Genomic DNA, 24,405 nt, shown 5'->3' on the forward strand with positions numbered 1-24,405 from the left:
TTGCAAAACCTTTCTGACGTGTTTGGCAGGCAAAAAAAAAGCTCCGTACCTTTCGATACGGAGCGTGTTCTTGAATTGCCCGAAAAGCCTGGCAGGCTTTGGATGGCTAGTCGGCGGTCAATACGCCACGGCGGACTTGATCGCGCTCAATCGACTCAAACAACGCCTTGAAGTTGCCCTCGCCAAACCCATCATCGCCTTTGCGCTGGATGAACTCGAAAAACACCGGGCCCATCAGGGTTTCCGAGAAGATTTGCAGCAGCAGGCGCTTGTCACCTTCGATGGATGAGCCGTCCAGCAGGATGCCACGAGCCTGCAACTGATCCACCGGCTCACCGTGATTCGGCAGGCGGCCTTCGAGCATTTCATAGTAGGTGTCCGGCGGCGCGGTCATGAAGCGCATGCCGATCTTCTTCAGCGCGTCCCAGGTTTTGACCAAGTCGTCGGTGAGGAACGCAACGTGCTGGATGCCTTCGCCGTTGAACTGCATCAGGAACTCTTCGATCTGCCCGGCGCCCTTGGACGACTCCTCGTTCAGTGGGATGCGGATCATGCCGTCCGGCGCGCTCATGGCCTTGGAGGTCAAGCCGGTGTATTCGCCCTTGATATCGAAGTAACGCGCCTCACGGAAGTTGAACAGCTTCTCGTAGAAGTTCGCCCAGTAAGCCATGCGCCCGCGATAGACGTTATGAGTCAGATGGTCGATGACCTTCAGGCCTGCGCCTTGTGGGTTGCGCTCCACGCCGTCGAGGTAGACGAAGTCGATGTCATAGATCGAGCTGCCTTCACCAAACCGGTCGATCAAGTACAACGGCGCGCCGCCGATGCCTTTGATTGCCGGCAGGTTCAGCTCCATCGGCCCGGTTTCGATATGGATTGGTTGAGCGCCCAACTCCAGTGCGCGGGTATAGGCTTGTTGCGAGTCCTTGACGCGGAACGCCATGCCGCAGACTGACGGGCCATGCTCGGCCGCGAAATACGAGGCGATGCTGTTGGGTTCGTTGTTGAGGATCAGATTGATCTCGCCCTGGCGGTACAGGTGCACGTTCTTGGAGCGGTGGGTCGCGACTTTGCTGAAGCCCATGATCTCGAAGATCGGCTCCAGGGTGCCCGGGGTCGGCGATGCGAATTCAATAAATTCAAAGCCCATCAGGCCCATTGGGTTTTCGTGTTGGACGGTCATGGTCGGTGCCTCATCATTCTTGTAGGTAGCAATGGGTTATTTGCAAGCAAGGATGAGGTGGGAGGGAGGCGCGCAGGACAGGCCTCGCACGCTGCGGGCGAGGAAGTCACCAAAGATGAGGGGGGAGCCGAGTCGCTTCATGGTTACATCAGTCTCTGACGGCTGAGGCTTGCGTGAGCGCAAGTCCATATTCTTGTATGCGTAAATCGATTCTACACAGCGTAAAGATGTTTGTCCGTACTCTTCATCAAATCCCTATTGCCCTTGCCCGTGCAAGGGGTTTGTTACACAGGTAAATGCCAGCCAAAATGAAGGCACCGCCTATCAGCATGGGCAAGGTCAACGCTTCACCCAGCAATAAGGCGCCGCAGATCACTGCGGTCAGCGGGTTAAGCGCGATAAATACACCGGAACGTGTCGTGCCGATCCGCCGGATGCCGTCGTAGTAACCGATATAAGCCAGCGCCGAGCCGAGCACACCCAAATACAGCAGGCTCAGCAGCTGTGAAAGCCCAAGGCTTGCAACCTCTTTGACCGTGAAGTTTCCTGAGAGCGCTGTGGTTGTGGTCAACATCAGGGTTCCCAGCAATACCGACCACGTCACGGTCTGCAATGGCCCCAGGCTTGCGTTCAGCGCGCGGGAAGCCAGCGAATAAACGCCCCACGCCGCCACACAACCAAGGATCAGCAAGTCACCCCGCCAACTATGGGCGCCTGCCTGCATCAGCTGAGGGTTGCGACTGACAATCACAGCGACTGCGCCAGCCACGCACAATGCAATCCCCATCACCTTGGTGCGATTCAGGTGCTCTTTGAACAACAACCACGACGCCAGGCCAATCACCGCCGGGTTTAACGCTACGATCAATGACGCCCGCGACGCATTGATGTACTGCAGCCCATAAAAGAAGCACAGGTTGTAGATGAAAATCCCGAAGAACCCCAGCGCCGCCAATTGCGCAAGTTGCCGAAGACTCGGGCGAGCCAGTGGGATGCGTGCGAAGGCCATGAACAGCAACAACGCCAGGCTTGCCAGGATAAATCGCAGGCTCGCGGCCAGCAGCGGATTGAGCTGATCGGCCAGGTAACGACCAGCGATAAAGGTGCCGCCCCAGATCATGGTGACGGCGGCGAGTTTGCAATAGGTCAGGCGATCCGAAGCGGGGCTCATTGGGTTGGCTCAAGTGACAGAAGATCTGGAGTATTCTTCTGCTAATGATCAATCATCGTAAAATGAGTATTCGCTCATGACCTTGACCCAACTGGAAATTTTCTCACTGGTGGCCGAACTACAAGGCTTTACCAGCGCAGCGCACCGGCTCGGCATCAGCCAGTCGGCGGTGTCCCATGCGATCAAAGCGTTGGAGCAAGAGCTCGGTGTCGAGCTGTTCCGGCGCCATCAAAACCTGGTGGAGCCGAGCGAGATCGGCCAGCAATTGCTTGGACGCGCCCGTGCCATGCTCGGCCTGGCCAATACGCTGCAACAGGAAGCAGCAGATGCCCGTGGCATGAAGCGCGGCACCCTGCGCGTCGGCTCGTTTGGGCCAACTGCGTCGATTCGCCTGCTGCCCGGTATCCTCGGCCAGTTTCGTGCAGCCTACCCGGGCATTGAGGTCCACGTGGATGAAGGCCCTGACCGGCAAGTGTTGCAGTGGCTGGATGAGCGGCGGATCGATGTAGGCTTTGTGGTCTTGGAGCAGGAGCGCTTCGACACCTTCGCCTTGTTTGAGGACCAAATGGTCGCGTTGTTGCCTACGGAGCACCCACTGGCCGATCGCGATGCCCTGACTCTGCAGGAGCTGTGTGACGACCCTTTTATTCTCACCGAGGCAGGATCGTCGGAACTGGTGTCCCGACTGTTCGGTGCGGCCCAATTACGGCCCAAGGTGCGGTATCGCTGCGCCCAACTGCTGAGCACTCTGGAAGCCGTCAGTCGCGGGGACGGGTTGAGCATCGTGGCCGAGGCGTCGTTGCCACCGCTGGACGACCCGCGCTATGTGAAACGCCCCCTATCCCCTCGTGTACCGCGCCAGATTGGCTTGGCAGTGCTTGATCGGCGCCAGTCATCACCCGCGACGCTGGCGTTCATCGAGATTGCGCAACGCGGTGGTAGGGCAAGCAATTGTCCACCGAGCCATCTATTATCGAAATAATACTGACCGGCCTGCCGGCGCATCCCCTACTCCGCAACAGGCCGCACAACTCATGCCCCTCACCGTCAAAGGCCCGCGAGAGCCAATCGTCCGCTACTCGATCAGCGCCCTCTGCGGTCTGCTGCCGATCCTGCTCGGCTTGGCCATCCTGTATTGGCAAGCAGAAAGAACCCTTGAGCAAAGCACAGCGCAAACCGCCGAGGAAGCGGTGCGCCAGTTCGACCTGATGCTCGATAACACCGCCCTCGCCGCCCAGGCCCTGCTGCCGCTGGCAGGCCAGCCGTGCGATAACGGCACCCAATTGGCGTTGCGCGAGCAGGTCACAAGGCGCCCGTTCGTGCGCGCCACGACCTTGTCCTGGCAGAAGAATATCTATTGCAGCTCACTGTTCGGCAGCAACTATGAGTCGCCCGTAAACCCCGACGACTATGTGGACGGTCGGCTTTGGTTGATGAATGGCAACCCGGTGACGCCGGACACTGCGCTGCTGGTGTACCGACTGGTCGACGGTGACCAAGGCGCGTTTGCTTCAATTGACGGTTATCACCTGACCAACGCCTTGCGCCTGATCAGCCGCTATGCACAACTGGTCCTGCAAGTGGGGCCCAACTGGCTGGCTGCCGACGGCAGTGTTCATACCACTGAAGTGCCGCAATTTGCCGTAGCCCATCATCACTTGGCCTCGCAACGCTATGGTTACAGCGTCGACGCCGGCATGCCGGACGGCGAGGTCTGGCGTTACATGCAGGCGCGCTATCGTGCGATGTTCAGCCTGGTGGTGTTCTTTGGCGCAATGGCAGGCCTGCTCGCGCATTGGCTGCAAAAACGCTCCTCGGCACCGACCCATGAACTGCGACGGGCGTTGGGCGCCGATGAGTTCATTCCGTATTTTCAGCCGGTGGTACGCGGCGACACCCGCGAATGGGCCGGCTGTGAAGTGCTCATGCGCTGGCAGCATCCCAAGGAAGGCTTGGTACGGCCTGATCTATTTATCCCGCTGGCCGAACATTCCGGCCTGATCGTGCCGATGACCCGCGCCCTGCTGCGCCAGACCGCCGTACAACTGGCTCCCCATGCGGCACGGTTTTGCCCGGGGTTCCACATCGGCGTGAATATCACCGCCCGCCATTGCCTCGACCTGACGCTGGTGGACGATTGCCGTGAGTTTCTCGCCGCCTTCATACCGGGCCAGGTGACCTTGGTGCTGGAGTTGACCGAGCGCGAGCTGATCGAGCCCACCGATATCACCCGTCAGCTGTTCGACGCCTTGCACCAACTGGGCGTCATGATTGCCATCGATGACTTTGGTACCGGCCACTCAAGCTTGGGTTACTTGCGCAACTTCAATGTGGACTACTTGAAGATCGACCAGAGTTTTGTCGCCATGATCGGTGCAGACGCACTGTCGAGGCATATCCTGGACAGCATCATAGAGTTGTCCGGCAAACTGGACCTGGGTGTCGTTGCTGAAGGTGTGGAAACGGCCGAACAATGCGAATACCTGGCTGCTCACGGCGTGGATTTCCTGCAAGGCTATCTGTTTGGGAAGCCACTACCCAGCGATGAATTCATTAAAAACCTGACCAGCCATTGAATAGCCACGTATTAGCGGCGTTGAAATAATGTTAGTAAGACAAAAGACATGATTTACTCGTAGCGGATTAACTACTACAATTTTTCTTGCCTGTGCAGAACTCGCAGGACGACGTCCTCTTTGAGTCGCCTTAACGCTATTGGCTAATAGCTTTGTCTGCAGTTGATATCAGCCAACAACACTATTGGAGTACAGATTTTGTCCAGACTCGCCGAATTTCGCGCAGCAGAAAAAGCCCTTCAAGAGCAGCTTGCCCAGCTGGAATCCCTGAAGAACGATGCTGGCCTGAAGAAAGAAATCGAATTCGAAGAAAAACTTCAAGGGCTGATGAAAACCTACGGCAAAGGCCTGCGTGACATCATCCTGATCCTTGATCCAAACCCGGGCAAGACCAGCGCTGCTGCTGCCAACGCACCAAAACAACGCCGTGCACGCGTGGTCAAGGTCTACCACAACCCGCACACCGGCGAGCTTATCGAAACCAAAGGCGGCAACCACCGCGGCCTCAAAGCATGGAAAGAACAGTATGGCGCCGCCACTGTAGATTCCTGGCTTCGCGGCTGATTACACCGCACTAATAAAGAGCCCCGCGTCAGCGGGGCTTTTTTATTCAAGGGTTCGAAACCGAACTTAAATAACATTTCATTTTGTTCAAATTCGACGCGCAACACGCACTTAAAGTTTGAGGCTGTCGCGCACCGAACGGACTTCATCCTTACTCGCCTCGTAAGCATCGGCTTGACCCGCGTATGAGAAAACATACGCTTTATCGGTATCAACAGCTCCCACCAATGTTTGTGAAAGCACGTGCCGTCCATTCTCGGTAATCACACAGGTAGTTTCCATGGCCTCAAGCCGACTCAATGTTGTCGAGTGCATTTTGCTGCAGACACTTTGGTAACCGCTCTGGGCAAAATCTTTCTGGATGGACTTGCGCATTTCCAGCAATACACCCTGAAGATTAACGTTATGGCCCGCCTCAGTCGGCGTTGCCGTCAACTCCATCACCATCAGTGTGATGCCGTTTTCATCGTTCTTGATTGCACGCTGACGCGAAACCGGCTGTGGCGTTGCCGGCGTTTCACCATCACGCACCACCTCCTCGACTTGCCAGCCGCTGGGCCAGTGGATTTCCGGATCCGCCGCCGAAACGAAAGGACTGGCCAACAGCAGGCATACAGCACTCAACAGCGGTTTACGACGTTCGGTCATGCGAAAGATACCCAAGGTTCAAGCGACAAAGTGTGAGGCCCGCTACCCGCTGATCGCAAGACCCGCGTGACCTTTTTCATTTGGCGCAGCAGGCGGGCCTTGCGTATCATGGCCCGGCTGCACGGATGCCAGCCGCAAGCCAAGGGAACGCTCCTCTCACCTGGAGCCGCGTTTGCCCCATTTTTTTCTGGAGGGCCCATGAGCCTGCACGAACTGAACACTTTCCCGGGCGTCACCGCCCAACCTGACACCGCCACCACGAACTTCGTGTTCAACCACACCATGTTGCGGGTCAAGGACATCACCAAGTCCCTGGACTTCTACACGCGCGTACTGGGTTTTTCGCTGGTTGAAAAGCGTGATTTCCCCGAGGCTGAATTCAGCCTCTATTTCCTGGCCCTGGTGGACAAATCCCAGATCCCGGCCGACGCCGCCGCGCGCACCCAGTGGATGAAGTCGATCCCTGGCATCCTGGAACTGACCCACAACCACGGCACCGAAAACGACGCCGACTTCGCCTACCACAACGGCAACACCGACCCGCGTGGTTTTGGCCATATCTGCATCGCGGTGCCGGATATCGTCGCGGCGTGTGAACGCTTCGAAGCCCTGGGCTGCGATTTCCAGAAGCGCCTGACCGATGGCCGCATGAAGAGCCTGGCGTTCATCAAGGACCCGGATGCGTACTGGGTTGAGATTATCCAGCCCACGCCGCTGTAACGAAAAAACCCCATGAGTGATCATGGGGTTTTTCATTTGCAGCCGGGTAGTTACGCTGGCGCGGAGGTGCGGATCAGGTGATCAAAAGCACTCAGGGAAGCCTTGGCGCCCTCGCCTACTGCAATCACGATCTGCTTGTACGGCACGGTCGTCACGTCACCCGCGGCAAACACACCGGGCAGTGAAGTTTCACCACGCGCATCAACGATGATTTCGCCACGCGGGGTCAACTCTACGGTGCCTTTGAGCCAGTCGGTGTTAGGCAGCAGGCCGATCTGCACGAAGATACCTTCCAGGTCGATGGTCTTGAACTCGCCGCTGTCACGATCCTTGTATGCCAGGCCCGTGACTTTCTGGCCATCGCCTTTGACTTCACTGGTCAGCGCACTGGTAATCACGTCAACATTCGGCAGGCTGTACAGCTTGCGCTGCAACACCGCATCGGCGCGCAGCTTGCTATCGAACTCCAGCAAGGTTACGTGGCTCACGATGCCCGCCAAGTCGATGGCTGCTTCCACGCCGGAGTTACCGCCGCCGATCACTGCCACACGCTTGCCTTTGAACAACGGACCATCGCAATGCGGGCAGAAGCATACGCCTTTGGCTTTGTATTCCTGCTCGCCCGGCACGCCCATTTCACGCCAGCGGGCGCCAGTGGCCAAAATCACGGTCTTGGACTTGAGCGTCGCGCCGCTTTCAAAACGAATCTCGTGCAAGTCACCAGGGTTTTTCGCCGGGACCAGGCTGCTGGCACGTTGCAGGTTCATGATATCCACGTCGTACTGACGCACATGAGCCTCCAGTGCGCTGGCCAGTTTCGGCCCCTCGGTTTCCTGTACCGAGATGAAGTTCTCGATGGACATGGTGTCCAGCACCTGACCACCAAAACGCTCGGCGGCAACACCGGTGCGGATGCCTTTACGCGCAGCATAGATAGCGGCCGCTGAACCGGCTGGACCACCGCCGACGACGAGTACGTCAAAGGCGTCTTTGGCGCTGATTTTTTCGGCGGCTTTTTCAATACCGCTGGTGTCGAGCTTGGCGAGAATTTCTTCCAGGCCCATGCGGCCCTGGCCGAAGTTCACGCCATTGAGGTACACACTTGGCACCGCCATGATCTGGCGTTCGTCGACTTCAGCCTGGAACAGCGCACCGTCGATGGCGACGTGACGGATGTTCGGGTTGAGAACGGCCATCAGGTTCAGCGCCTGGACCACGTCCGGGCAGTTCTGGCATGACAGCGAGAAGTAAGTCTCGAAGCTGAACTCACCTTTAAGGGCGCGAATCTGTTCAATCACTTCGACACTGGCCTTCGACGGGTGGCCACCGACTTGCAGCAGGGCCAGCACCAGCGAAGTAAATTCATGGCCCATAGGGATGCCGGCGAAACGCAGGCTGATATCGGCACCTGGGCGGTTGATGGAGAACGACGGTTTGCGCGCGTCATCGCCATCGGTTTTCAGGGCGATCAGCGTGGTGAGGCTGGTTACGTCCTGCAGAAGGGCAAGCATTTCCTGGGATTTCGCGCCGTCATCGAGGGAGGCGACGATCTCGATCGGCTGGGTGACCCGTTCCAGGTATGACTTCAACTGAGCTTTAAGATTGGCGTCCAACATACGGGCGATTTCCTTTAATTCTGGGTATAAAAAAACGCCCGAGCGAATCTCGCCCGGGCGCTTTTGAGGGCGGTTGCAGCTTACTTGGTAGGTGCGGAAACCCGCCCTTGATGCTTCATAGACTTAGATCTTGCCGACCAGGTCCAGGGACGGAGCCAAGGTGGCCTCGCCTTCTTTCCACTTGGCTGGGCACACTTCGCCTGGGTGGGCAGCGACGTACTGGGCAGCTTTGATTTTGCGCAGCAGCTCGGAAGCGTCACGGCCAACACCGCCGTCGTTCAGTTCAACGATCTTGATCTGACCTTCTGGGTTGATCACGAACGTACCGCGATCTGCCAGGCCAGCTTCTTCGATCAGCACGTCGAAGTTGCGGGAGATGGTCAGGGTTGGGTCGCCGATCATGGTGTATTGGATCTTGCCGATGGCTGGCGAGGTGTTGTGCCAGGCAGCGTGGGCAAAATGGGTGTCGGTGGAAACGCTGTAGATTTCGACGCCCAGTTTCTGGAATTCGGCGTGGTTGTCAGCCAGGTCTTCCAGCTCGGTTGGGCAAACGAAGGTGAAGTCGGCTGGGTAGAAGAAGAACACCGACCACTTACCTTTCAGGTCAGCATCAGACACGTCTACGAAGTTGCCGTTTTTGAACGCGGTAGCTTTGAACGGTTTTACTTGGCTGTTGATGATAGGCATCGTTGACTCTCCGTCAGGGGTTAAGAAGTTGATGGGGTGAATCCTACCCACTCTTTCCGACGCTGGCTCATTGGCAAACCTGATGCTGACGATTGGTTTTCCCTATCAGGAGACTGTATTAATAGAAGAAATCTCAAAGCAGCGGTTGAGTGGCCAATGTCATGCCAAGAAAGGGCGTCGCTTCAACATAGCGCATGGCGGATTTCATGTCGTTCCAGCCGACGTAACTCATCAACGACTTTAAATCCCAGCCGCTGCGATGGGCCCAGGTGGCAAAGCCCCGACGCAGGGAATGGCTGGTGTACTGCTCGGCGGCGATGCCTGCGCGCTCCAGCGCCTGACGCAACAACGGGATCACGCTGTTGGGGTGCAAGCCCTCCTCGCCCAGGTTGCCCCAACGGTCGATGCCCCGGAATACCGGACCACGCACCAGCGCCGCTGCGCTGAGCCATTCGCTGTAGGCCTGAACGGGGCACAGGCGCAGCAGCGCAGGCGTGTGATAGGTCTTGCCGAGGTTGTCGCGGTCACTTTTGCTGCGCGGAAGGTACAGGCTGATGCCGGTTCCGGGTGTGGCCTGAACATGTTCAATGCTCAGTCGACACAACTCATCGCTACGAAAGCCACGCCAGAAGCCGAGCAGGATTAACGCGGTGTCGCGCTTGGCACGGAGCAGGCGCGGCTGATCGTGTGCGTGGGCTGCCTCTTGCGCTTCAGCGTCAAGCGATGCAACCACCTGCTCCAAATGCTTGAGCTGCAATGGCTCGGCCTGCTTCTCCTGCACAGGGTGCACGGCGCGAATCCCCTTGAGCACTTTGCGCACCACCGGGGCTTTGGTCGGGTCGGGGAACCCCTGGCTGGTGTGCCATTGCGCAAGCGCCGACAGCCTCAGCTTCAGTGTGTTAACCGCAAGCACGCCCGCATGGGCCGCCAGATAGCGCGCCACGCTGTCACTGGTGGCCGGCAGAAACCCGCCCCAGCTGACTTCAAAGTGCTCAATCGCCGCGCGGTAGCTACGGCGTGTGTTGTCGCGGGTGGCAGCGTTGAGATAACGATCAAGATCGCTCATGGGAGGCCTATTCGTACTGCGGGCATGCGTTTCTGCGCGTGAAGCGCTTATGACGCGGGATAATACGCCAATATCCCATCTGAGAAAGCTTGATTTTTAAGGACTTTATATTCGTGATATAGTACGTATATACATACCATGTACCACAATACTAAATCGACGGAGACCCCATGGCTCGCGGCGGCATAAACAAAGCAGTAGTTCAAACGGCACGCCTGGCGATCCTTGCCCGCGGCGAGAACCCAAGCATCGACGCAGTACGCATCGAAATGGGCAATACCGGTTCGAAAACCACGATCCATCGCTACCTGAAGGAGCTGGACGACAGCGAAAGTCGCCTAACCATCACCGAAGCGCCGATTGACGACGAGCTGGGTGAACTGGTTTCGCGACTGGCTCAGCGCTTAAAAGAGAAGGCTCAAGAGCCGATTGACCTGGCCTTGGCGCAGTTCGAACAGCAGAAAGCTGCCCTGCTTGCCGAGCTCGACGCGCTTCAAGAGGCCCACGGCCAACTCAAGCAGCAATTCGATATTCAGGCCGCGGCGCTGGCAGAAGAAAGCGCTGCGCTGCAAACAGCCAGTACCAGTCTTCAGACCGAGCAAACCCGTAATGCAGGGCTTAGCCAGGCGTGCAGTGATTACGAGCTGAGGATTAGCGATAAGGACGAACAGATTCGCTCACTGGAAGAAAAGCACCTTCACGCCCGCGACGCGCTGGAGCACTACCGCAATGCAATCAAGGAGCAACGCGAGCAGGAGCAGCGGCGCCATGAAGGCCAGCTGCAGCAGGTACAGGCGGAACTGCGCCAGGCCCAACAAAGCGCTATGGTGCGCCAGGATGAGATCACTCAACTGCATCGCGACAACGAGCGCCTACTGATCGAACATCGGGTGACGGCGAAGGAATTGACGACGCTGCAGGAGCAAACCCGCAAAGATCAAGCGCAGCAGGCGAAGCTGAGCGAACAGATGAACCAGATAGATAGCGAGCGCGCCCTACTTCAAGAGCGTCTGCGGGTAGCCGTGCTGGAAAGCCAGTCACGCCAGGAAGCGCTGACCGAACACCAGCACGCCAACAAGACCCTGGAACTGGATCTTATCAAGGCTCAGGCCAGTATCGAGGCATTGCGACTGGCGGCCGTCGTTGCAACGGCGCCAGAGGCAACGCCTAAAGCCTGATCAGTCCGCCACAGGCGTGCGCATGGTGACGAACTCTTCCGCCGCCGCAGGGTGCACGCCGATGGTTTCATCGAAGTGACGCTTGGTGGCGCCGGCCTTGAGCGCAATCGCAAGGCCTTGGACGATCTCACCGGCGTCCGGGCCGACCATATGGCAACCCAGCACCTTGTCGGTGTCGGCATCAACCACCAATTTCATCAGGGTTTTCTCCTGGCAATCCGTCAGGGTCAACTTCATTGGCCGGAAACGGCTTTCGAAGATCTGCACCTTATGGCCGTTCTTTTTCGCCTCTTCTTCCGTCAAGCCGACAGTGCCGATATTCGGCAAGCTGAATACCGCCGTCGGGATCATTGCGTAATCCACCGGGCGATATTGCTCAGGCTTGAAGAGGCGACGCGCCACAGCCATGCCTTCGGCCAGCGCCACCGGCGTCAACTGCACGCGACCGATCACATCACCGATAGCCAGAATTGATGCTTCGGTGGTTTCGTACAGGTCATTGACCTGAACAAAGCCGCGCTCATCCAACGTGACGTCTGTGTTTTCCAGCCCCAGGTTATCCAGCATCGGACGCCGGCCCGTGGCGTAGAAGACGCAATCGGCTTCCAGTACACGACCATCCTTCAGGGTGGCCTTAAGGCTACCGTCGGCTTGTTTTTCAATGCGTTCGATATCGGCATTGAATTGCAGGTCCAGGCCACGCTTGGTCAGCTCTTCCTGCAGGTGCTTGCGCACCGCACCATCAAAACCACGCAGGAACAGATCGCCGCGATACAGCAGCGACGTCTTAGCACCCAGCCCATGGAAAATACCCGCGAACTCAACGGCGATATAACCACCACCAACCACCAGCACGCGCTTGGGCAGCTCTTTAAGGAAGAACGCCTCGTTGGAGCCGATGGCGTGCTCACGCCCTGGAATATCCGGAATCTGCGGCCAGCCGCCAGTTGCGATCAGGATGTGTTTGGCGGTGAAACGCTCGCCATTGATCTCCACTTGATGCGGATCAACCAAGCGCGCATGCCCTTCATGCAGGGTCACGCCACTGTTGACCAGCAAGTTGCGGTAGATGCCATTGAGGCGGTTGATCTCGCGATCCTTGTTGGCGATCAGCGTCGCCCAATCAAAATTCGCCTCCCCAAGGGACCAGCCAAAGCCACTGGCCTGCTCGAAGTCTTCGGCAAAATGCGCGCCGTACACCAACAGCTTCTTAGGTACGCAGCCCACGTTAACGCAGGTGCCGCCCAAATAGCGGCTTTCCGCCACGGCTACCTTGGCGCCAAAGCCCGCAGCAAAGCGCGCCGCACGAACACCGCCGGAACCGGCGCCAATTACATACAGATCAAAATCGTAGGCCATTTCACTCTCCTCGGCAGGACATCAGCATACCGACTTACATGGGGCTGAAAAACGAAAAAGCCACCCGAAGGTGGCTTTTTAGCAGCGGGCAAGCGTGAATCAGTAAGCCTTGCCAGTCTTGTAGAAGTGCTCGTAGCAGAAGTTGGTTGCTTCGATGTAGCCTTCGGCGCCACCGCAGTCAAAACGACGACCCTTGAACTTGTACGCGATCACGCAACCGTCTTTGGCCTGCTTCAACAGGGCGTCGGTGATTTGGATTTCACCACCCTTGCCTGGCTCGGTTTCTTCGATCAGCTTGAAGATGTCCGGAGTCAGGATGTAACGACCGATGATCGCCAGGTTCGACGGTGCATCTTCAGGCGCCGGCTTCTCAACCATGTCGCGTACGCGGATCAGGCCATCACCAATGTCGTCACCGGCGATCACGCCGTACTTGTTGGTCTCTTGAGGATCAACTTCTTGAACCGCAACGATGGTGCAACGGTATTTCTGGTACAGCTTGACCATTTGGGTCAGTACGCCGTCGCCTTCCAGGTTCACACACAGGTCGTCCGCGAGCACCACGGCGAACGGTTCGTCACCGATCAGCGGGCGACCGGTCAGGATGGCGTGGCCAAGGCCTTTCATCTGGGTCTGACGGGTGTAGGAGAACGAGCACTCGTCCAGCAGCTTGCGGATACCGACCAGGTATTTTTCCTTGTCGGTGCCCTTGATTTGGTTTTCCAGCTCGTAGCTGATGTCGAAGTGGTCTTCCAGGGCGCGTTTACCACGACCGGTAACGATGGAGATTTCGTTCAGACCGGCATCCAATGCCTCTTCGACGCCGTACTGAATCAGTGGCTTGTTTACCACCGGCAGCATCTCTTTAGGCATGGCCTTGGTCGCTGGCAAGAAGCGAGTGCCGTAACCGGCTGCTGGGAACAAGCATTTCTTGATCATATAAGTCCTTACAAAGGGCTGTGCGTACGGAATTCGGCGCAGTCTAATCACGCCGCAGTCACCTTACAATGGGTCCTGCTGGCGTTGCGATGTCAACATAGAGAAAAAATGTCGGCGTAAGTTCCACTTATCTTACGAAGAACGTTTGCACCGCCACGGCAAAAAATGCCCCCGCGCCCCTGTTTAAAAGAGCGTAAACCCTTTTAGCACGCTTTCAAGGCCGGAACACTGCCTTGGAATAACTTGCGCGGCTGCTCGGCATTTGGCGCTATCATGATGACCTTGAACCAGACCGCGAGATTGTTAATAGATGTCAGAACCCAAAGGCGTGAACGGCTACCTGATCACCAAGCGAGCAGACGGCTGGCACCTGATCAACTTCCACGGCGACAGCGTCGCGGGCGTTTTCGAGACCGAGAGCATGGCGATTGCCGTAGCCGAAGTGTTTGTGGATGAAGCGGGCCACGCGTCGAGCAAACGACCGAAGACCAAGTAAGCCTACAGGCCTACGCAAAAAGCCCCCGATTCAAGGGGCTTTTTTTGTGTTTATCTGTACCTAGATGGCAGTTCGCTATAATCTGCCGAAAACGCCCCACGACAGTGTCAGCGCCCTTCCCACACCCTCGACGACGAACACTCATGAACAAACTTCTGGCACTGACTGCGGTACTGGCGCTTGCCGGCTGCACCACCACTTCCGATGTCTACCTAAAAAACGGCGAGCAAGGCCTGACCATCGACTGCTCCGGCGAAGCCAACTCTTGGGCCAGCTGCTACGAAAAAGCCGACGCCTCCTGCGCAGGCACCGGCTATCGCATCGTCGGCACAGAGGGCACGCCATCCTTGAAGGAAAGCGACAAGACCTTGGGCCAGGACGTCGGCAATTTTAAAAACCGCAGTGTGGTGGTGGTCTGCAAGTAACTGCAGGCTACAAGTGGATCTCGGCAAACTTGATGCCCAGCTCCCTTAGGATCTCGGTCAGCTCATCAAGGCTGGCAAAGGATTCGACCTCATCCTGATCATCGACCAGGAAATAACTGCGCCCCCCGCTTTTCTTGAAGAACACGATCCATTCGCCAAGGTCGGCAGGATTCTGGATGACATGGGTCGCCGAGATTTGCCCCTCGGCATGCCGGGCTTGGACGTGTTCACGCTTCATATCTGATTTTTCCACAACGGCATCAGCCAGAAATGCATTCTTCCCCGGCCTTCTTTACGTCGCCCGGGCGGATCGGCACGTTGGACATGCTCTCGTACAGCTTGATGCTGCTACCACTGGAACGCTCGTCAATTTCGAAAATCGCCGAAGGATCGGCCGAGAACTTCTGTGGAACGATCACCTGCACGCCACCGTCCTTATGCGGTTCGATCTGGGGCGGCCGGCGGGTAGTAGATAGTTTCCGAACCACACACGCGGCGTATTCCTGGGGTTTCTTCCCGGAAATGACCGCCAGCGTCGGTGGGGTCTGCTTGATATCTGCAACCGAAGCACACCCACCTATCGCCAAGGCCAGAACCAACACACTCCACTTCATACAAAATCTCCACTTAAAGACCCTACGACAGCCGGGATGGTAATTTTCTCCCGCCCACGTAGGATTTATCCCTGATTACTCGGTAAATAACTGTTTTAAATTGTCGACGACGTTGAAGACAGGCCGATAATAAACGCGCTGGGGCTGATAAACTCCATCTTAACCTACGTATCGTTCTGATTTTTCAGAAAAAGCCCTTCTGGAGACACCCTCATGAAATTCATTCACCAGCGCGAGCACCTCAATGAGGGAGATATCGTCGTCATCGAATGCTCGCAGACTTGCAATATCCGCCTGATGAGCGATGCGAATTTTCGCAGCTTTAAAAATGGCGGCCGTCACACTTACCACGGCGGCGCGTTCGACAAGTTTCCCGCCAAGATCACTGCTCCCAGCACCGGATTTTGGAACATTACCCTGGATGTAGTGACCCGCCGCGCCATCAGCGTTACGCGCAAACCCGCGCTGTCCCACAAGATTCGCATTGTACGTCGCACCAGCACCAAGCTGAGCTGAGCTGATTCGAACACGCCACAGGAAATCACCGTGACCACCACCAAATACGTAATCAAGTACAAACTCAACGGCGAGCGCCGCTTTGAGTTCGCCCAACTGACGACCAACAGCGTGGAAGAGGCCTTGCAGGCTTTGGCGAAAATCCATGATGCCAGTGATGTGATCACCGACATCAACGTGAGCAAGGCGCTGTAAGAGCATGCCCGGCCCCACAGCCGACCTTTTCGCCGATGACGCCTTGCAACAACCCGCGGGGCGCGAGCAAATTGGTGAACAGTCCTACGTATTTCGGGGCTTCGCCCTGCCGTGGATTGAGCGGCTTCTGCCCGAGTTGCGGCGCGTGCTGGCTCAATCCCCGTTTCGGCAAATGGTCACCCCTGGTGGTTTCACCATGTCCGCGGCGCTGAGCAGTTGCGGCGCCCTGGGTTGGACCACCGACACCAGCGGTTACCGCTACAGCCCGCTGGATCCGCGCAGTCAACAACCGTGGCCGGCACTGCCCGATGTTTTGCGACAACTTGCCGTCCTGGCGGCGGCAGACGCCGGGTTTATCGACTTCGCGCCCGACGCTTGCCTGATCAACCGCTACGTACCAGGCGCCAAAATGTCGCTGCATCAAGACAAGAATGAACGTCAGTACAGCGCGCCCGTGGTGTCGGTTTCGCTGGGGTTACCGGCGATTTTCCTTTTTGGTGGACACCAGCGCAGTGACAAAACCCAAAAGGTCTCGCTGTTCCATGGCGACGTGGTTGTCTGGGGCGGCGTTGATCGCCTGCGTTTTCATGGTGTGATGCCGATCAAGGAAGGCGTGCACCCGATCATGGGCCCGCAACGCATCAACCTGACTTTTCGCACCGCTGGCTAATTTGAGCGCAAGCTTCGGAGTGCCTGACCGGCGCGGCACGGCTAATCTGGCCGGGATCCGTCAAGAGTGCCGAACATGACTACCGAACAAGATCCGCGCTGGGCGGCGATACTCGCCCGTGATTCCAAGGCCGACACGCTGTTCGTCTACGGTGTGAAAACCACCGGCGTGTATTGCCGTCCCAGCAGCGTCTCGCGCTTGCCGCGCCCGGAAAATATCGAATTCTTCGACACACCCGCGCAGGCCGAAGCAGCCGGTTATCGTCCCAGCAAACGCGCCGCCGGTGATCAGACTCAACGGGCCGCGCAAGACGCACAACGGGTGGCCGACGCCTGCCGGCATATCGAGCAGGCAGAAATCCCACCCAACCTCAACACCCTCGCCACCCTCGCCGGGCTGAGCCCTTTCCATTTCCATCGGATCTTCAAAGCCGTCACCGGCTTGACGCCGAAGGGCTACGCCAGCGCACATCGCTCACAAAAAGTGCGCAACGGACTCAAGGCAAAACAGACGGTGACCAATGCCTTGTACGACGCTGGCTTCAACTCTAATAGCCGCTTTTATGAATCAGCCGACCAGTTGCTGGGGATGAAACCCAGTGACTACAAGGCCGGCGGCACCAACAGTGCAATCCTGTTTGCTGTCGGAGAATGTTCACTGGGTTCGATTCTGGTGGCCCAGAGCAGCCGCGGGGTGTGCGCGATCCTGCTAGGGGATGAGCCGGACCAACTGGTGCGTGACCTGCAAGACCAGTTTCCCAACGCTGACCTGGTGGGAGCCGACCACAACTTCGAACAGCTGATCGCACACGTCGTAGGTTTCATCGAGGCACCCGCCCTCGGGCTGGATTTGCCGTTGGACCTGCGCGGCACCGCATTCCAGCAACGGGTCTGGCAGGCGTTGCGCGATATACCGGTAGGCGACACCGCGAGCTATGGGCAAATTGCCGAGCGCATTGGCGCGCCCAAGTCGTTCCGGGCTGTAGCCCAGGCCTGCGGCGCTAACCGTTTGGCGGTCGCGATTCCGTGTCACCGCGTGGTACGCAGCAATGGTGATCTGTCCGGCTATCGCTGGGGCGTTGAGCGCAAGCAGCAATTGCTCGACCGTGAACGCGACCACTAAACCCGCACGAAAACGCAACGTCGTCCAGTGAATAAAACGGACTGGCCGCACGGCGGATGCCCTGCTAAAACAGCGAAAAGTCCGACGATCGCTGGAGACGCACCCCATGAGCAACTGGCCAGACACGCGCATTCTCGACCTATTGGGCATCGACCTGCCCATCATTCAGGCGCCCATGGCCGGTGCCACTACCGCTGCAATGGTCATTGCGGCCTGCCAAGCCGGTGCACTCGGCTCAATGCCTGCGGCGACACTGAGTATCGAGCAATTGCGCGAGGCGCTGATCACTATTCGCCACGCCAGCGCCCGCCCTATCAACGTCAACTTCTTCTGCCACCAGCCGCCCGAAGCAGATGAAGCGCGGGATCGCCGCTGGAAGGCGTTGCTGGAGCCTTACTACCGTGAATTGGGCGCTGACTTTGAGGCGCCTACCCCTTTCAGTGACCGCGCCCCGTTCAACGACGCTGCCTGCCGGGTAGTGGAAGAATTCCGACCCGAAGTCGTCAGTTTCCACTTCGGCCTGCCGGAAACATCCTTGTTGGAACGGGTAAAAGCCACCGGCGCCCGGGTGTTGTCGTCGGCCACCACCGTGGAAGAGGCCGTTTGGCTTGAACAGCACGGTTGCGACGCAATTATCGCCATGGGCAGTGAGGCCGGCGGGCATAGAGGATTATTCCTCAGTGATGACCTCAACACGCAGATAGGTCTGTTCGCCCTCTTACCCCAGATCGTCGACGCCGTGAAGGTGCCAGTGATTGCCGCCGGTGGTGTTGGCGATGCACGGGGCATTGTCGCGGCGTTTGCCTTGGGGGCGAGCGCGGTACAAATCGGCACCGCGTATTTATTCACGCCTGAAGCGACGGTCAGCGCGTCCCATCACCGCGCACTGCGTCACGCACAGGCCAGCGAAACTGCGCTGACCAACCTGTTCACCGGCCGTCCGGCGCGAGGCATCGTCAACCGGGTGATGCGTGAACTGGGTGCAATCAACCCGGCAGCACCCGCGTTTCCGCGTGCTGGCGGCGCTTTGATGCCCCTCAAGGCCAAGGATGAAGCGGGTTTCAGCAACCTGTGGTCAGGCCAGGCACTGCGCCTTGGCAAAGACATGACGACCTACGACCTGACCCGCGAACTGGCCGAACAAACGCTGGCCAAACTTAAATAGCCCAGAAATAGGTGGCAACTTTGCGCTGTACCGGCGATGGCTAACCGCTATATATTCCAATACATAGCGGTTAGCCCTTCTCCCTAGAACAAGCCGTACATCCCAAGGAGCTGCTTCATGATGATTCACGCCTCACGCCTTGCCTTGCTGGTCGCTGCATTCTCTTTCGGCTCCGCCCACGCTGATGAGGTGCAAGTGGCCGTCGCCGCCAACTTCACCGCGCCGATCCAGGCTATTGCCGCCGACTTCGAAAAAGACACCGGCCACAAGCTGGTTGCTGCGTACGGCGCGACCGGGCAGTTCTACACCCAGATCAAGAACGGTGCCCCGTTTGAAGTGTTCCTCAGCGCCGACGACACCACCCCGCAAAAACTCGAAAGCGAAGGCGACACCGTCAAAGGCACGCGCTTCACCTACGCCGTGGGCACCCTCGCGCTGTGGTCGGCCAAAGACGGCTATGTGGACGCCAAGGGTGAAGTCCTGAAGAAAAACGACTTCAAGCACCTGTCCATCGCCAACCCGAAAGCCGCACCTTACGGCCTGGCCGCGACCCAAGTACTGGCGAAAGAAGGCCTGACCGAGAAGGTCAAGGACAAGCTCGTCGAAGGCCAGAACATCACCCAGGCATTCCAGTTCGTGTCCACCGGCAACGCAGAGCTGGGTTTTGTCGCCTTGTCGCAGATCTATAAAGACGGCAAAGTCACCAGCGGTTCGGCGTGGATTGTGCCCGCAGCCATGCACGACCCGATCAAACAAGACGCGGTGATCCTCAACAAAGGCAAAGACAGCGCCGCTGCCAAAGCGCTGGTCGAGTACCTCAAAGGGCCGAAAGCCGCTGCCGTCATTAAGTCCTACGGTTACGAGCTGGCCAAATAAATGCCCCTATCGAGTGCCGATTTTTCCGCTATCTGGTTGACCATCAAACTGGCGTCACTGACCACCGTGATCCTGTTGGTCATCGGCACTCCAATTGCGCTGTGGCTGTCGCGCACCCGCTCCTGGTGGCGCGGTCCCATCGGCGCGATAGTGGCCCTGCCGCTGGTGTTGCCACCCACGGTAATCGGCTTTTACCTGCTGCTGACCATGGGCCCCCATGGCTACTTCGGGCAGCTCACCCAATGGCTCGGCCTGGGCACCCTCACCTTCAGTTTCGCCGGGCTCGTCATTGGTTCGGTGATCTATTCCATGCCGTTCGTGGTGCAGCCGTTGCAAAACGCCTTCTCCGCCATCGGCACTCGCCCATTGGAAGTGGCCGCGACCTTACGCGCCAATCCATGGGATACGTTCTTTACGGTCATCCTGCCCCTGGCGCGCCCGGGGTTTATCACTGCCTCGATCCTCGGATTTGCCCACACTGTCGGTGAGTTTGGCGTGGTGCTGATGATCGGCGGCAATATCCCGGACAAGACCCGCGTGGTCTCGGTGCAGATCTACGACCATGTTGAAGCCATGGAATACGCCCAGGCCCATTGGTTGGCCGGCGCCATGGTGGTGTTCGCGTTCCTCGTGTTGCTGGCGCTCTACTCCAGCCGTAAAACCAAGATAGGCTGGAGCTGATGTCGATGATTGATGTACGCCTGCAACTCAACTATTCCGGCTTTGCCCTGGAGGTGGACCTCCATCTTCCAGGGCGTGGTGTCACCGCGCTGTACGGGCATTCCGGCTCCGGCAAGACCACCTGTCTGCGCTGCATCGCCGGGCTGGAGCGCGCCGCCGACGGTTTTATCCAGGTCAACGATGACGTCTGGCAAGACAGCCGCAGCGGGTTGTTCGTGCCGCCCCATAAACGCGCGCTGGGTTATGTGTTTCAGGAGGCCAGCCTGTTCCCGCACTTGTCGGTGCGGGCCAATCTGGAGTTTGGTCTCAAACGCATTCCCCCCCAGCAGCGCCGGGTGGACACGGCCCAGGCCACGGAGCTGTTGGGGATCGGTCACCTCCTTGAGCGAAACCCCCAGCACTTGTCCGGCGGTGAACGCCAGCGCATCGGCATCGCCCGCGCCTTGCTCACCAGCCCGAAACTGCTGTTGATGGATGAACCGTTGGCCGCCCTCGACAGCCAGCGAAAAAATGAAATCCTGCCGTACCTGGAACGCCTGCACGACGAACTGGACATCCCGGTGCTGTACGTCAGCCATGCCCAGGATGAAGTCGCGCGCCTGGCGGACCACATCGTCCTGCTCAGTGACGGCAAGGCGTTGGCCAGCGGCCCGATCGGCGAAACCCTGGCGCGGCTCGACCTGCCGTTGGCGCGGGGCGACGATGCCGGCGTGGTGATCAACGGCACCGTCAGTGCCTATGACGCGGACTATCAGTTGCTGACGCTGCATCTGCCCGACAGCGCCCTGTCCATGCGCGTGGCCCATGCACCGCTGGCCGTGGGCAAAGCGCTGCGGGTCAAGGTGCAGGCGCGAGACGTCAGCCTCAGCCTGCAAGGATCGGAACCGAGCAGCATCCTCAACCGCTTGCCGGTAACGGTCATCCAGGAAATACCCGCAGACAACAGCGCCCACGTACTTGTACGCCTGGAAGCCGAGGGCACGCCCCTGCTGGCGCGCATCACCCGCTTCTCCCGCGACCAGTTGCACCTGCATCCGGGCCAGACGCTGTGGGCACAAATCAAGGCAGTCGCGGTACTGGCGTAACCATTTGGCACGACCGCAAAACGCTGTGGTCAATCAGACATACCGGCCTGATTTGTTGCCAAGGAACCCGCTATGCCTGACTCCGCGATCCCCGCTGACCTGCCCCGCGACCTGCATTACGTTGACGACACCCAGCCCGGCATTCGCCGCAAACATGTGCGCGGCAAGTTCCAGTATTTCAATGCCAAGGCTGAGCGCATCACAGACAAGGACGAAATCAAACGTCTGACCGCCCTCGCCGTCCCGCCCGCCTACACCGACGTGTGGATCTGCGCCGACCCGCGTGGCCATCTGCAAGCCACCGGACGCGACGCCCGTGGACGCAAGCAATACCGCTACCACCCACGCTGGCGCGAAGTGCGCGACACCGACAAATACTCACGCCTGGAAGCGTTCGGTAGCGCACTGCCCAAGCTGCGCAAGCAGCTGGAAGCGCAACTGGCCGAACCCGGTTTCACCCGAGAAAAAGTGCTGGCCACGGTGGTGATGCTGCTGGACGCCACCTTGATCCGAGTCGGCAATACCCAGTACGCACGCGACAACAAATCCTACGGTTTGACCACGCTGCGTAACCGCCATGTGGACGTCAAGGGCAGCGAGATTCAGTTCCAGTTTCGCGGCAAAAGCGGCGTGGAGCATCAGGTCAGCGTCAAGGATCGACGCTTGGCGAACGTGGTCAAGCGCTGCATGGAATTGCCCGGGCAGGATCTGTTTCAGTATCTGGACGAAGACGGCGAGCGGCGCACCGTCAGTTCCCATGATGTAAATGCGTACCTGCACAGCCTCACCGGCGCCGACTTCACCGCCAAGGACTATCGCACCTGGGCCGGCACCGCCATGGCGCTCGCCGTGTTGCGTGAGTTGGAATGGCAGCCGGAATCCGACGCCAAACGGCATGTGGTGGCCATGGTCAAGGACGTGGCCCGGCAGTTGGGGAATACACCGGCAGTGTGCCGCAAGTGCTATATCCATCCAGCAGTGCTGGAGCATTTCAGCCTGGGCGAACTGCACACCTTACCCAAGCCTCGGGTGCGCAAAGGGCTTAAGGCTGAGGAAGTCGCACTGGCCATGTTCCTTGAACAGCTCGCCAAGGCGAGTTAGGCTCTGTCTCCTTTCTGCCCTATGGGATGACCGCCGACGTGAACCACTAAGCCTTCCAGAATGTACCTGCAACGAGCCGCCTGGCGTGCTTGTTGGCCTGTTCGACATTGCTTTGGAGGTGCTGATGACTCACGTCAACCGGCTGCCCGCGTTGGTTTCCCTGCAACACCTGTCTTTCCAATTCGCCAACGGCGAAACCCTGCTGGAAGACCTCACGCTGTCCATTGACCTTACGCCCACCGGGATTGTGGGGCGCAATGGCCGGGGCAAAAGTGTTCTCGCCAAGCTGATCGCCGGGTTGCTTTCACCCTCCTCCGGCGCGCTGGATCGCCCGCCAAACGTGGCATATGTGCCACAGGCGGTTGTCGTCGAACCGGGGGATACCGTCGCCCAACTCACGGGAATCGCAGACGCCTTGGCGGCGTTGGAGCGCATGGCCCAAGGCACCGCCAGCGTGGAAGATCTGGCATTGATCAATGAACGCTGGGACCTCGCCGACCGCTTACGCAGCGCTTTGGATACAGCGGGGTTGTTACAGCTGAGTGCCAGCACGCCTGCCGAGCAACTCAGCGGTGGCCAACTGGCGCGGGTTGTGGTGATCGGTGCGCTGTTGTCTGCGCCGCAGTTGCTGGTGCTTGATGAGCCCACCAACCACCTCGACAGCGCAGGCCGCACGTGGCTGCTGCGGGTTCTGGCTGATTGGCGTGGCGGCCTGGTGGTGGTCAGCCATGATCGGCAGTTGCTCAATAGCCTGGGGCGCATCATCGATCTGTCGCCCCTCGGCGTGCGGGTGTATGGCGGTAATTACGATGCCTATCGCGTGCAACGAGACAACCAACAGCAGGCCGCTGTCGCCGCATTGGACCACGCACGCCTGGAGCGCAGCCGCGAACGCAAGCGCCTGCAAAAGGACCACGACAGCCTGCAACGCAACGCAGCCCACTCCCGCAAGCAGGCGCAAGTCGCCAACATTGACCGATTCACCAAGGCACGCTGGAAAGGCGCGGCCACACAAATCGTCAGCACCGTACGCAGCGCCCATCGGCACCGCAAAGAAGATCTGGACAGCCAGGTGCGCCAGGCTTACGAGCGGGTACAGGATGAGTCGACAACGTTGCTCGCATTACCGGCGTCGACGGTGCCCAGCGGGCGCACAGTCGCGACCTTAATCGATGCCCAACTGCCGTGGCTGCCCGCGAGGTGCGTCAACATGCACCTCACAGGCCCGGTACGTGTCGCGGTGCATGGGCCGAACGGTTGCGGCAAGTCCACGCTGCTCAAGCTGTTGGCTGGCCAATGGCAAGCGGTCACGGGGCAATGCAGCGTGCACGTGCCCAGTGTCTACATTGATCAGCATCTCACCCTGCTGGACAACCAGCGCTCGATCATCGAACAGCTCAACCTGCTCGGTACGCCGCTGACCGAAGCCGAGTTGCGTGCGCGCCTGGCCTTGCTGCAACTGGACGCCCTGCGCGTGACACAACCCGCGGTGCAACTCAGCGGCGGCGAACGTTTGAAAGCAGCGATGGCGATTGCCCTGTGGCGCCACGTGCCCGCGCAACTGTTGCTGCTCGACGAGCCCACCAATCACTTGGACCTGGAATCGGTGAGGGCTTTTGAGCAGGCGCTGCAAGGGTTTAGCGGAGCGATGGTGGTGGTGTCGCATGATGAAGCGTTTGTGCAGGCGATCGGGCCGACGCACCGCTTGAACTGGACGCAGGAGGGCTGGCGCCTGGAAGCTGCCTGAGGTCA

The 24,405-nt window shown here is 58.7% G+C and carries 27 protein-coding genes; 17 read left to right on the forward strand and 10 right to left on the reverse strand.

From position 1 onward, the window contains the following. Positions 1 to 106: 106 nt before the first annotated feature. Together hppD and ACEN2T_RS02130 are read right to left on the reverse strand one after the other, a co-directional pair. Positions 107 to 1,183, reverse strand: coding sequence for a 4-hydroxyphenylpyruvate dioxygenase (hppD, locus tag ACEN2T_RS02125; RefSeq protein WP_032885693.1), 1,077 nt, complete (start codon positions 1,181 to 1,183; stop codon positions 107 to 109). 247 nt (positions 1,184 to 1,430) lie between these two features. Beyond that, entirely contained in the window at positions 1,431 to 2,354 is a 924-nt protein-coding gene (locus tag ACEN2T_RS02130; protein WP_442116210.1) for a DMT family transporter, read from the reverse strand. Positions 2,355 to 2,430: 76 nt separating this feature from the next. Here ACEN2T_RS02130 and ACEN2T_RS02135 point away from each other — a divergent pair, with 76 nt between their 5' ends. From ACEN2T_RS02135 to ACEN2T_RS02145, 3 genes are all read left to right on the forward strand, one after another. Continuing rightward, the gene (locus ACEN2T_RS02135) at positions 2,431 to 3,336 is read left to right on the forward strand and encodes a LysR family transcriptional regulator (RefSeq protein WP_442116211.1); all 906 of its coding nucleotides are present in this window, start codon (positions 2,431 to 2,433) and stop codon (positions 3,334 to 3,336) included. A gap of 52 nt (positions 3,337 to 3,388) precedes the next feature. Continuing rightward, positions 3,389 to 4,930: an EAL domain-containing protein gene (locus ACEN2T_RS02140; protein WP_442116212.1), complete on the forward strand. Its 1,542-nt coding sequence runs from the start codon at positions 3,389 to 3,391 to the stop codon at positions 4,928 to 4,930. A gap of 198 nt (positions 4,931 to 5,128) precedes the next feature. Continuing rightward, complete coding sequence (locus ACEN2T_RS02145) at positions 5,129 to 5,494, forward strand: histone-like nucleoid-structuring protein, MvaT/MvaU family (protein WP_095184729.1); 366 nt, start codon at positions 5,129 to 5,131, stop codon at positions 5,492 to 5,494. Between the two features lie 111 nt (positions 5,495 to 5,605). Here the strand turns inward: ACEN2T_RS02145 and ACEN2T_RS02150 are convergent, their stop codons facing one another. Then, positions 5,606 to 6,142, reverse strand: coding sequence for a DUF4946 domain-containing protein (locus ACEN2T_RS02150; protein WP_095184728.1), 537 nt, complete (start codon positions 6,140 to 6,142; stop codon positions 5,606 to 5,608). Between the two features lie 198 nt (positions 6,143 to 6,340). Here ACEN2T_RS02150 and gloA point away from each other — a divergent pair, with 198 nt between their 5' ends. Next, positions 6,341 to 6,862 carry a lactoylglutathione lyase gene (gene gloA, locus ACEN2T_RS02155; RefSeq protein ID WP_032885699.1) on the forward strand — a complete coding sequence of 174 codons (522 nt, stop codon included), beginning with the start codon at positions 6,341 to 6,343 and terminating at the stop codon, positions 6,860 to 6,862. 50 nt (positions 6,863 to 6,912) lie between these two features. On the opposite strand, the gene ahpF is transcribed toward gloA, so the two are convergent. The 3 genes from ahpF to ACEN2T_RS02170 all read right to left on the reverse strand — a co-directional run bounded on the left by ahpF (position 6,913) and on the right by ACEN2T_RS02170 (position 10,231). Next, the gene (gene ahpF / locus ACEN2T_RS02160; protein WP_032885700.1) at positions 6,913 to 8,478 is read right to left on the reverse strand and encodes an alkyl hydroperoxide reductase subunit F; all 1,566 of its coding nucleotides are present in this window, start codon (positions 8,476 to 8,478) and stop codon (positions 6,913 to 6,915) included. 123 nt (positions 8,479 to 8,601) lie between these two features. After that, positions 8,602 to 9,165, reverse strand: coding sequence for an alkyl hydroperoxide reductase subunit C (gene ahpC, locus ACEN2T_RS02165; RefSeq protein WP_032885701.1), 564 nt, complete (start codon positions 9,163 to 9,165; stop codon positions 8,602 to 8,604). Positions 9,166 to 9,298: 133 nt separating this feature from the next. Continuing rightward, positions 9,299 to 10,231 (reverse strand): site-specific integrase, encoded by a 933-nt coding sequence (locus tag ACEN2T_RS02170; RefSeq protein ID WP_179178952.1) that lies wholly within the window; start codon positions 10,229 to 10,231, stop codon positions 9,299 to 9,301. Positions 10,232 to 10,401: 170 nt separating this feature from the next. On the opposite strand from ACEN2T_RS02170, the gene ACEN2T_RS02175 reads away from it, so the two are divergent. After that, positions 10,402 to 11,409, forward strand: a complete 1,008-nt coding sequence (locus ACEN2T_RS02175) for a DNA-binding protein (protein ID WP_181643478.1) — start codon at positions 10,402 to 10,404, stop codon at positions 11,407 to 11,409. On the opposite strand, the gene gorA is transcribed toward ACEN2T_RS02175, so the two are convergent. After that, a complete protein-coding gene (gene gorA / locus ACEN2T_RS02180; RefSeq protein ID WP_442116213.1) occupies positions 11,410 to 12,768 on the reverse strand; it encodes a glutathione-disulfide reductase in 1,359 nt (452 codons plus the stop codon). It lies immediately after the preceding gene. Positions 12,769 to 12,867: 99 nt separating this feature from the next. Then, on the reverse strand, positions 12,868 to 13,707 hold the full coding sequence (gene galU, locus ACEN2T_RS02185) for a UTP--glucose-1-phosphate uridylyltransferase GalU (RefSeq protein ID WP_003212579.1): 840 nt from the start codon (positions 13,705 to 13,707) through the stop codon (positions 12,868 to 12,870). Between the two features lie 310 nt (positions 13,708 to 14,017). Here galU and ACEN2T_RS02190 point away from each other — a divergent pair, with 310 nt between their 5' ends. Together ACEN2T_RS02190 and ACEN2T_RS02195 are read left to right on the forward strand one after the other, a co-directional pair. Then, on the forward strand, positions 14,018 to 14,203 hold the full coding sequence (locus ACEN2T_RS02190; RefSeq protein ID WP_003191311.1) for a hypothetical protein: 186 nt from the start codon (positions 14,018 to 14,020) through the stop codon (positions 14,201 to 14,203). Between the two features lie 143 nt (positions 14,204 to 14,346). Then, on the forward strand, positions 14,347 to 14,628 hold the full coding sequence (locus tag ACEN2T_RS02195; RefSeq protein WP_032885705.1) for a hypothetical protein: 282 nt from the start codon (positions 14,347 to 14,349) through the stop codon (positions 14,626 to 14,628). 7 nt (positions 14,629 to 14,635) lie between these two features. On the opposite strand, the gene ACEN2T_RS02200 is transcribed toward ACEN2T_RS02195, so the two are convergent. After that, a complete protein-coding gene (locus tag ACEN2T_RS02200) occupies positions 14,636 to 14,866 on the reverse strand; it encodes a hypothetical protein (protein WP_032885706.1) in 231 nt (76 codons plus the stop codon). 22 nt (positions 14,867 to 14,888) lie between these two features. After that, positions 14,889 to 15,242 (reverse strand): hypothetical protein, encoded by a 354-nt coding sequence (locus ACEN2T_RS02205; protein ID WP_032885707.1) that lies wholly within the window; start codon positions 15,240 to 15,242, stop codon positions 14,889 to 14,891. Between the two features lie 213 nt (positions 15,243 to 15,455). On the opposite strand from ACEN2T_RS02205, the gene ACEN2T_RS02210 reads away from it, so the two are divergent. The 10 genes from ACEN2T_RS02210 to ACEN2T_RS02255 all read left to right on the forward strand — a co-directional run bounded on the left by ACEN2T_RS02210 (position 15,456) and on the right by ACEN2T_RS02255 (position 24,400). Beyond that, entirely contained in the window at positions 15,456 to 15,758 is a 303-nt protein-coding gene (locus ACEN2T_RS02210) for a DUF1883 domain-containing protein (RefSeq protein ID WP_003173824.1), read from the forward strand. A gap of 30 nt (positions 15,759 to 15,788) precedes the next feature. Further along, on the forward strand, positions 15,789 to 15,953 hold the full coding sequence (locus ACEN2T_RS02215; RefSeq protein ID WP_095184721.1) for a hypothetical protein: 165 nt from the start codon (positions 15,789 to 15,791) through the stop codon (positions 15,951 to 15,953). Between the two features lie 4 nt (positions 15,954 to 15,957). Next, positions 15,958 to 16,623: a DNA oxidative demethylase AlkB gene (gene alkB / locus ACEN2T_RS02220; RefSeq protein WP_442116214.1), complete on the forward strand. Its 666-nt coding sequence runs from the start codon at positions 15,958 to 15,960 to the stop codon at positions 16,621 to 16,623. 75 nt (positions 16,624 to 16,698) lie between these two features. After that, a complete protein-coding gene (gene ada, locus ACEN2T_RS02225; RefSeq protein WP_442116215.1) occupies positions 16,699 to 17,745 on the forward strand; it encodes a bifunctional DNA-binding transcriptional regulator/O6-methylguanine-DNA methyltransferase Ada in 1,047 nt (348 codons plus the stop codon). Between the two features lie 106 nt (positions 17,746 to 17,851). Continuing rightward, complete coding sequence (locus ACEN2T_RS02230; RefSeq protein WP_442116216.1) at positions 17,852 to 18,910, forward strand: NAD(P)H-dependent flavin oxidoreductase; 1,059 nt, start codon at positions 17,852 to 17,854, stop codon at positions 18,908 to 18,910. A gap of 117 nt (positions 18,911 to 19,027) precedes the next feature. Further along, positions 19,028 to 19,786 (forward strand): molybdate ABC transporter substrate-binding protein, encoded by a 759-nt coding sequence (gene modA / locus ACEN2T_RS02235; RefSeq protein ID WP_095184717.1) that lies wholly within the window; start codon positions 19,028 to 19,030, stop codon positions 19,784 to 19,786. Beyond that, positions 19,787 to 20,467 carry a molybdate ABC transporter permease subunit gene (gene modB, locus ACEN2T_RS02240; RefSeq protein WP_442116217.1) on the forward strand — a complete coding sequence of 227 codons (681 nt, stop codon included), beginning with the start codon at positions 19,787 to 19,789 and terminating at the stop codon, positions 20,465 to 20,467. Positions 20,468 to 20,472: 5 nt separating this feature from the next. Further along, a complete protein-coding gene (gene modC / locus ACEN2T_RS02245) occupies positions 20,473 to 21,552 on the forward strand; it encodes a molybdenum ABC transporter ATP-binding protein (protein ID WP_442116218.1) in 1,080 nt (359 codons plus the stop codon). 72 nt (positions 21,553 to 21,624) lie between these two features. Further along, complete coding sequence (locus ACEN2T_RS02250) at positions 21,625 to 22,653, forward strand: DNA topoisomerase IB (protein WP_442116219.1); 1,029 nt, start codon at positions 21,625 to 21,627, stop codon at positions 22,651 to 22,653. 124 nt (positions 22,654 to 22,777) lie between these two features. Next, positions 22,778 to 24,400 carry an ABC-F family ATP-binding cassette domain-containing protein gene (locus ACEN2T_RS02255; RefSeq protein ID WP_442116220.1) on the forward strand — a complete coding sequence of 541 codons (1,623 nt, stop codon included), beginning with the start codon at positions 22,778 to 22,780 and terminating at the stop codon, positions 24,398 to 24,400. The last annotated feature ends 5 nt before the right edge of the window (positions 24,401 to 24,405 follow it).

The sequence above is a fragment of the Pseudomonas sp. W22_MBD1_FP4 genome (genome assembly GCF_052113765.1).
GTDB lineage: Bacteria > Pseudomonadota > Gammaproteobacteria > Pseudomonadales > Pseudomonadaceae > Aquipseudomonas > Aquipseudomonas sivasensis.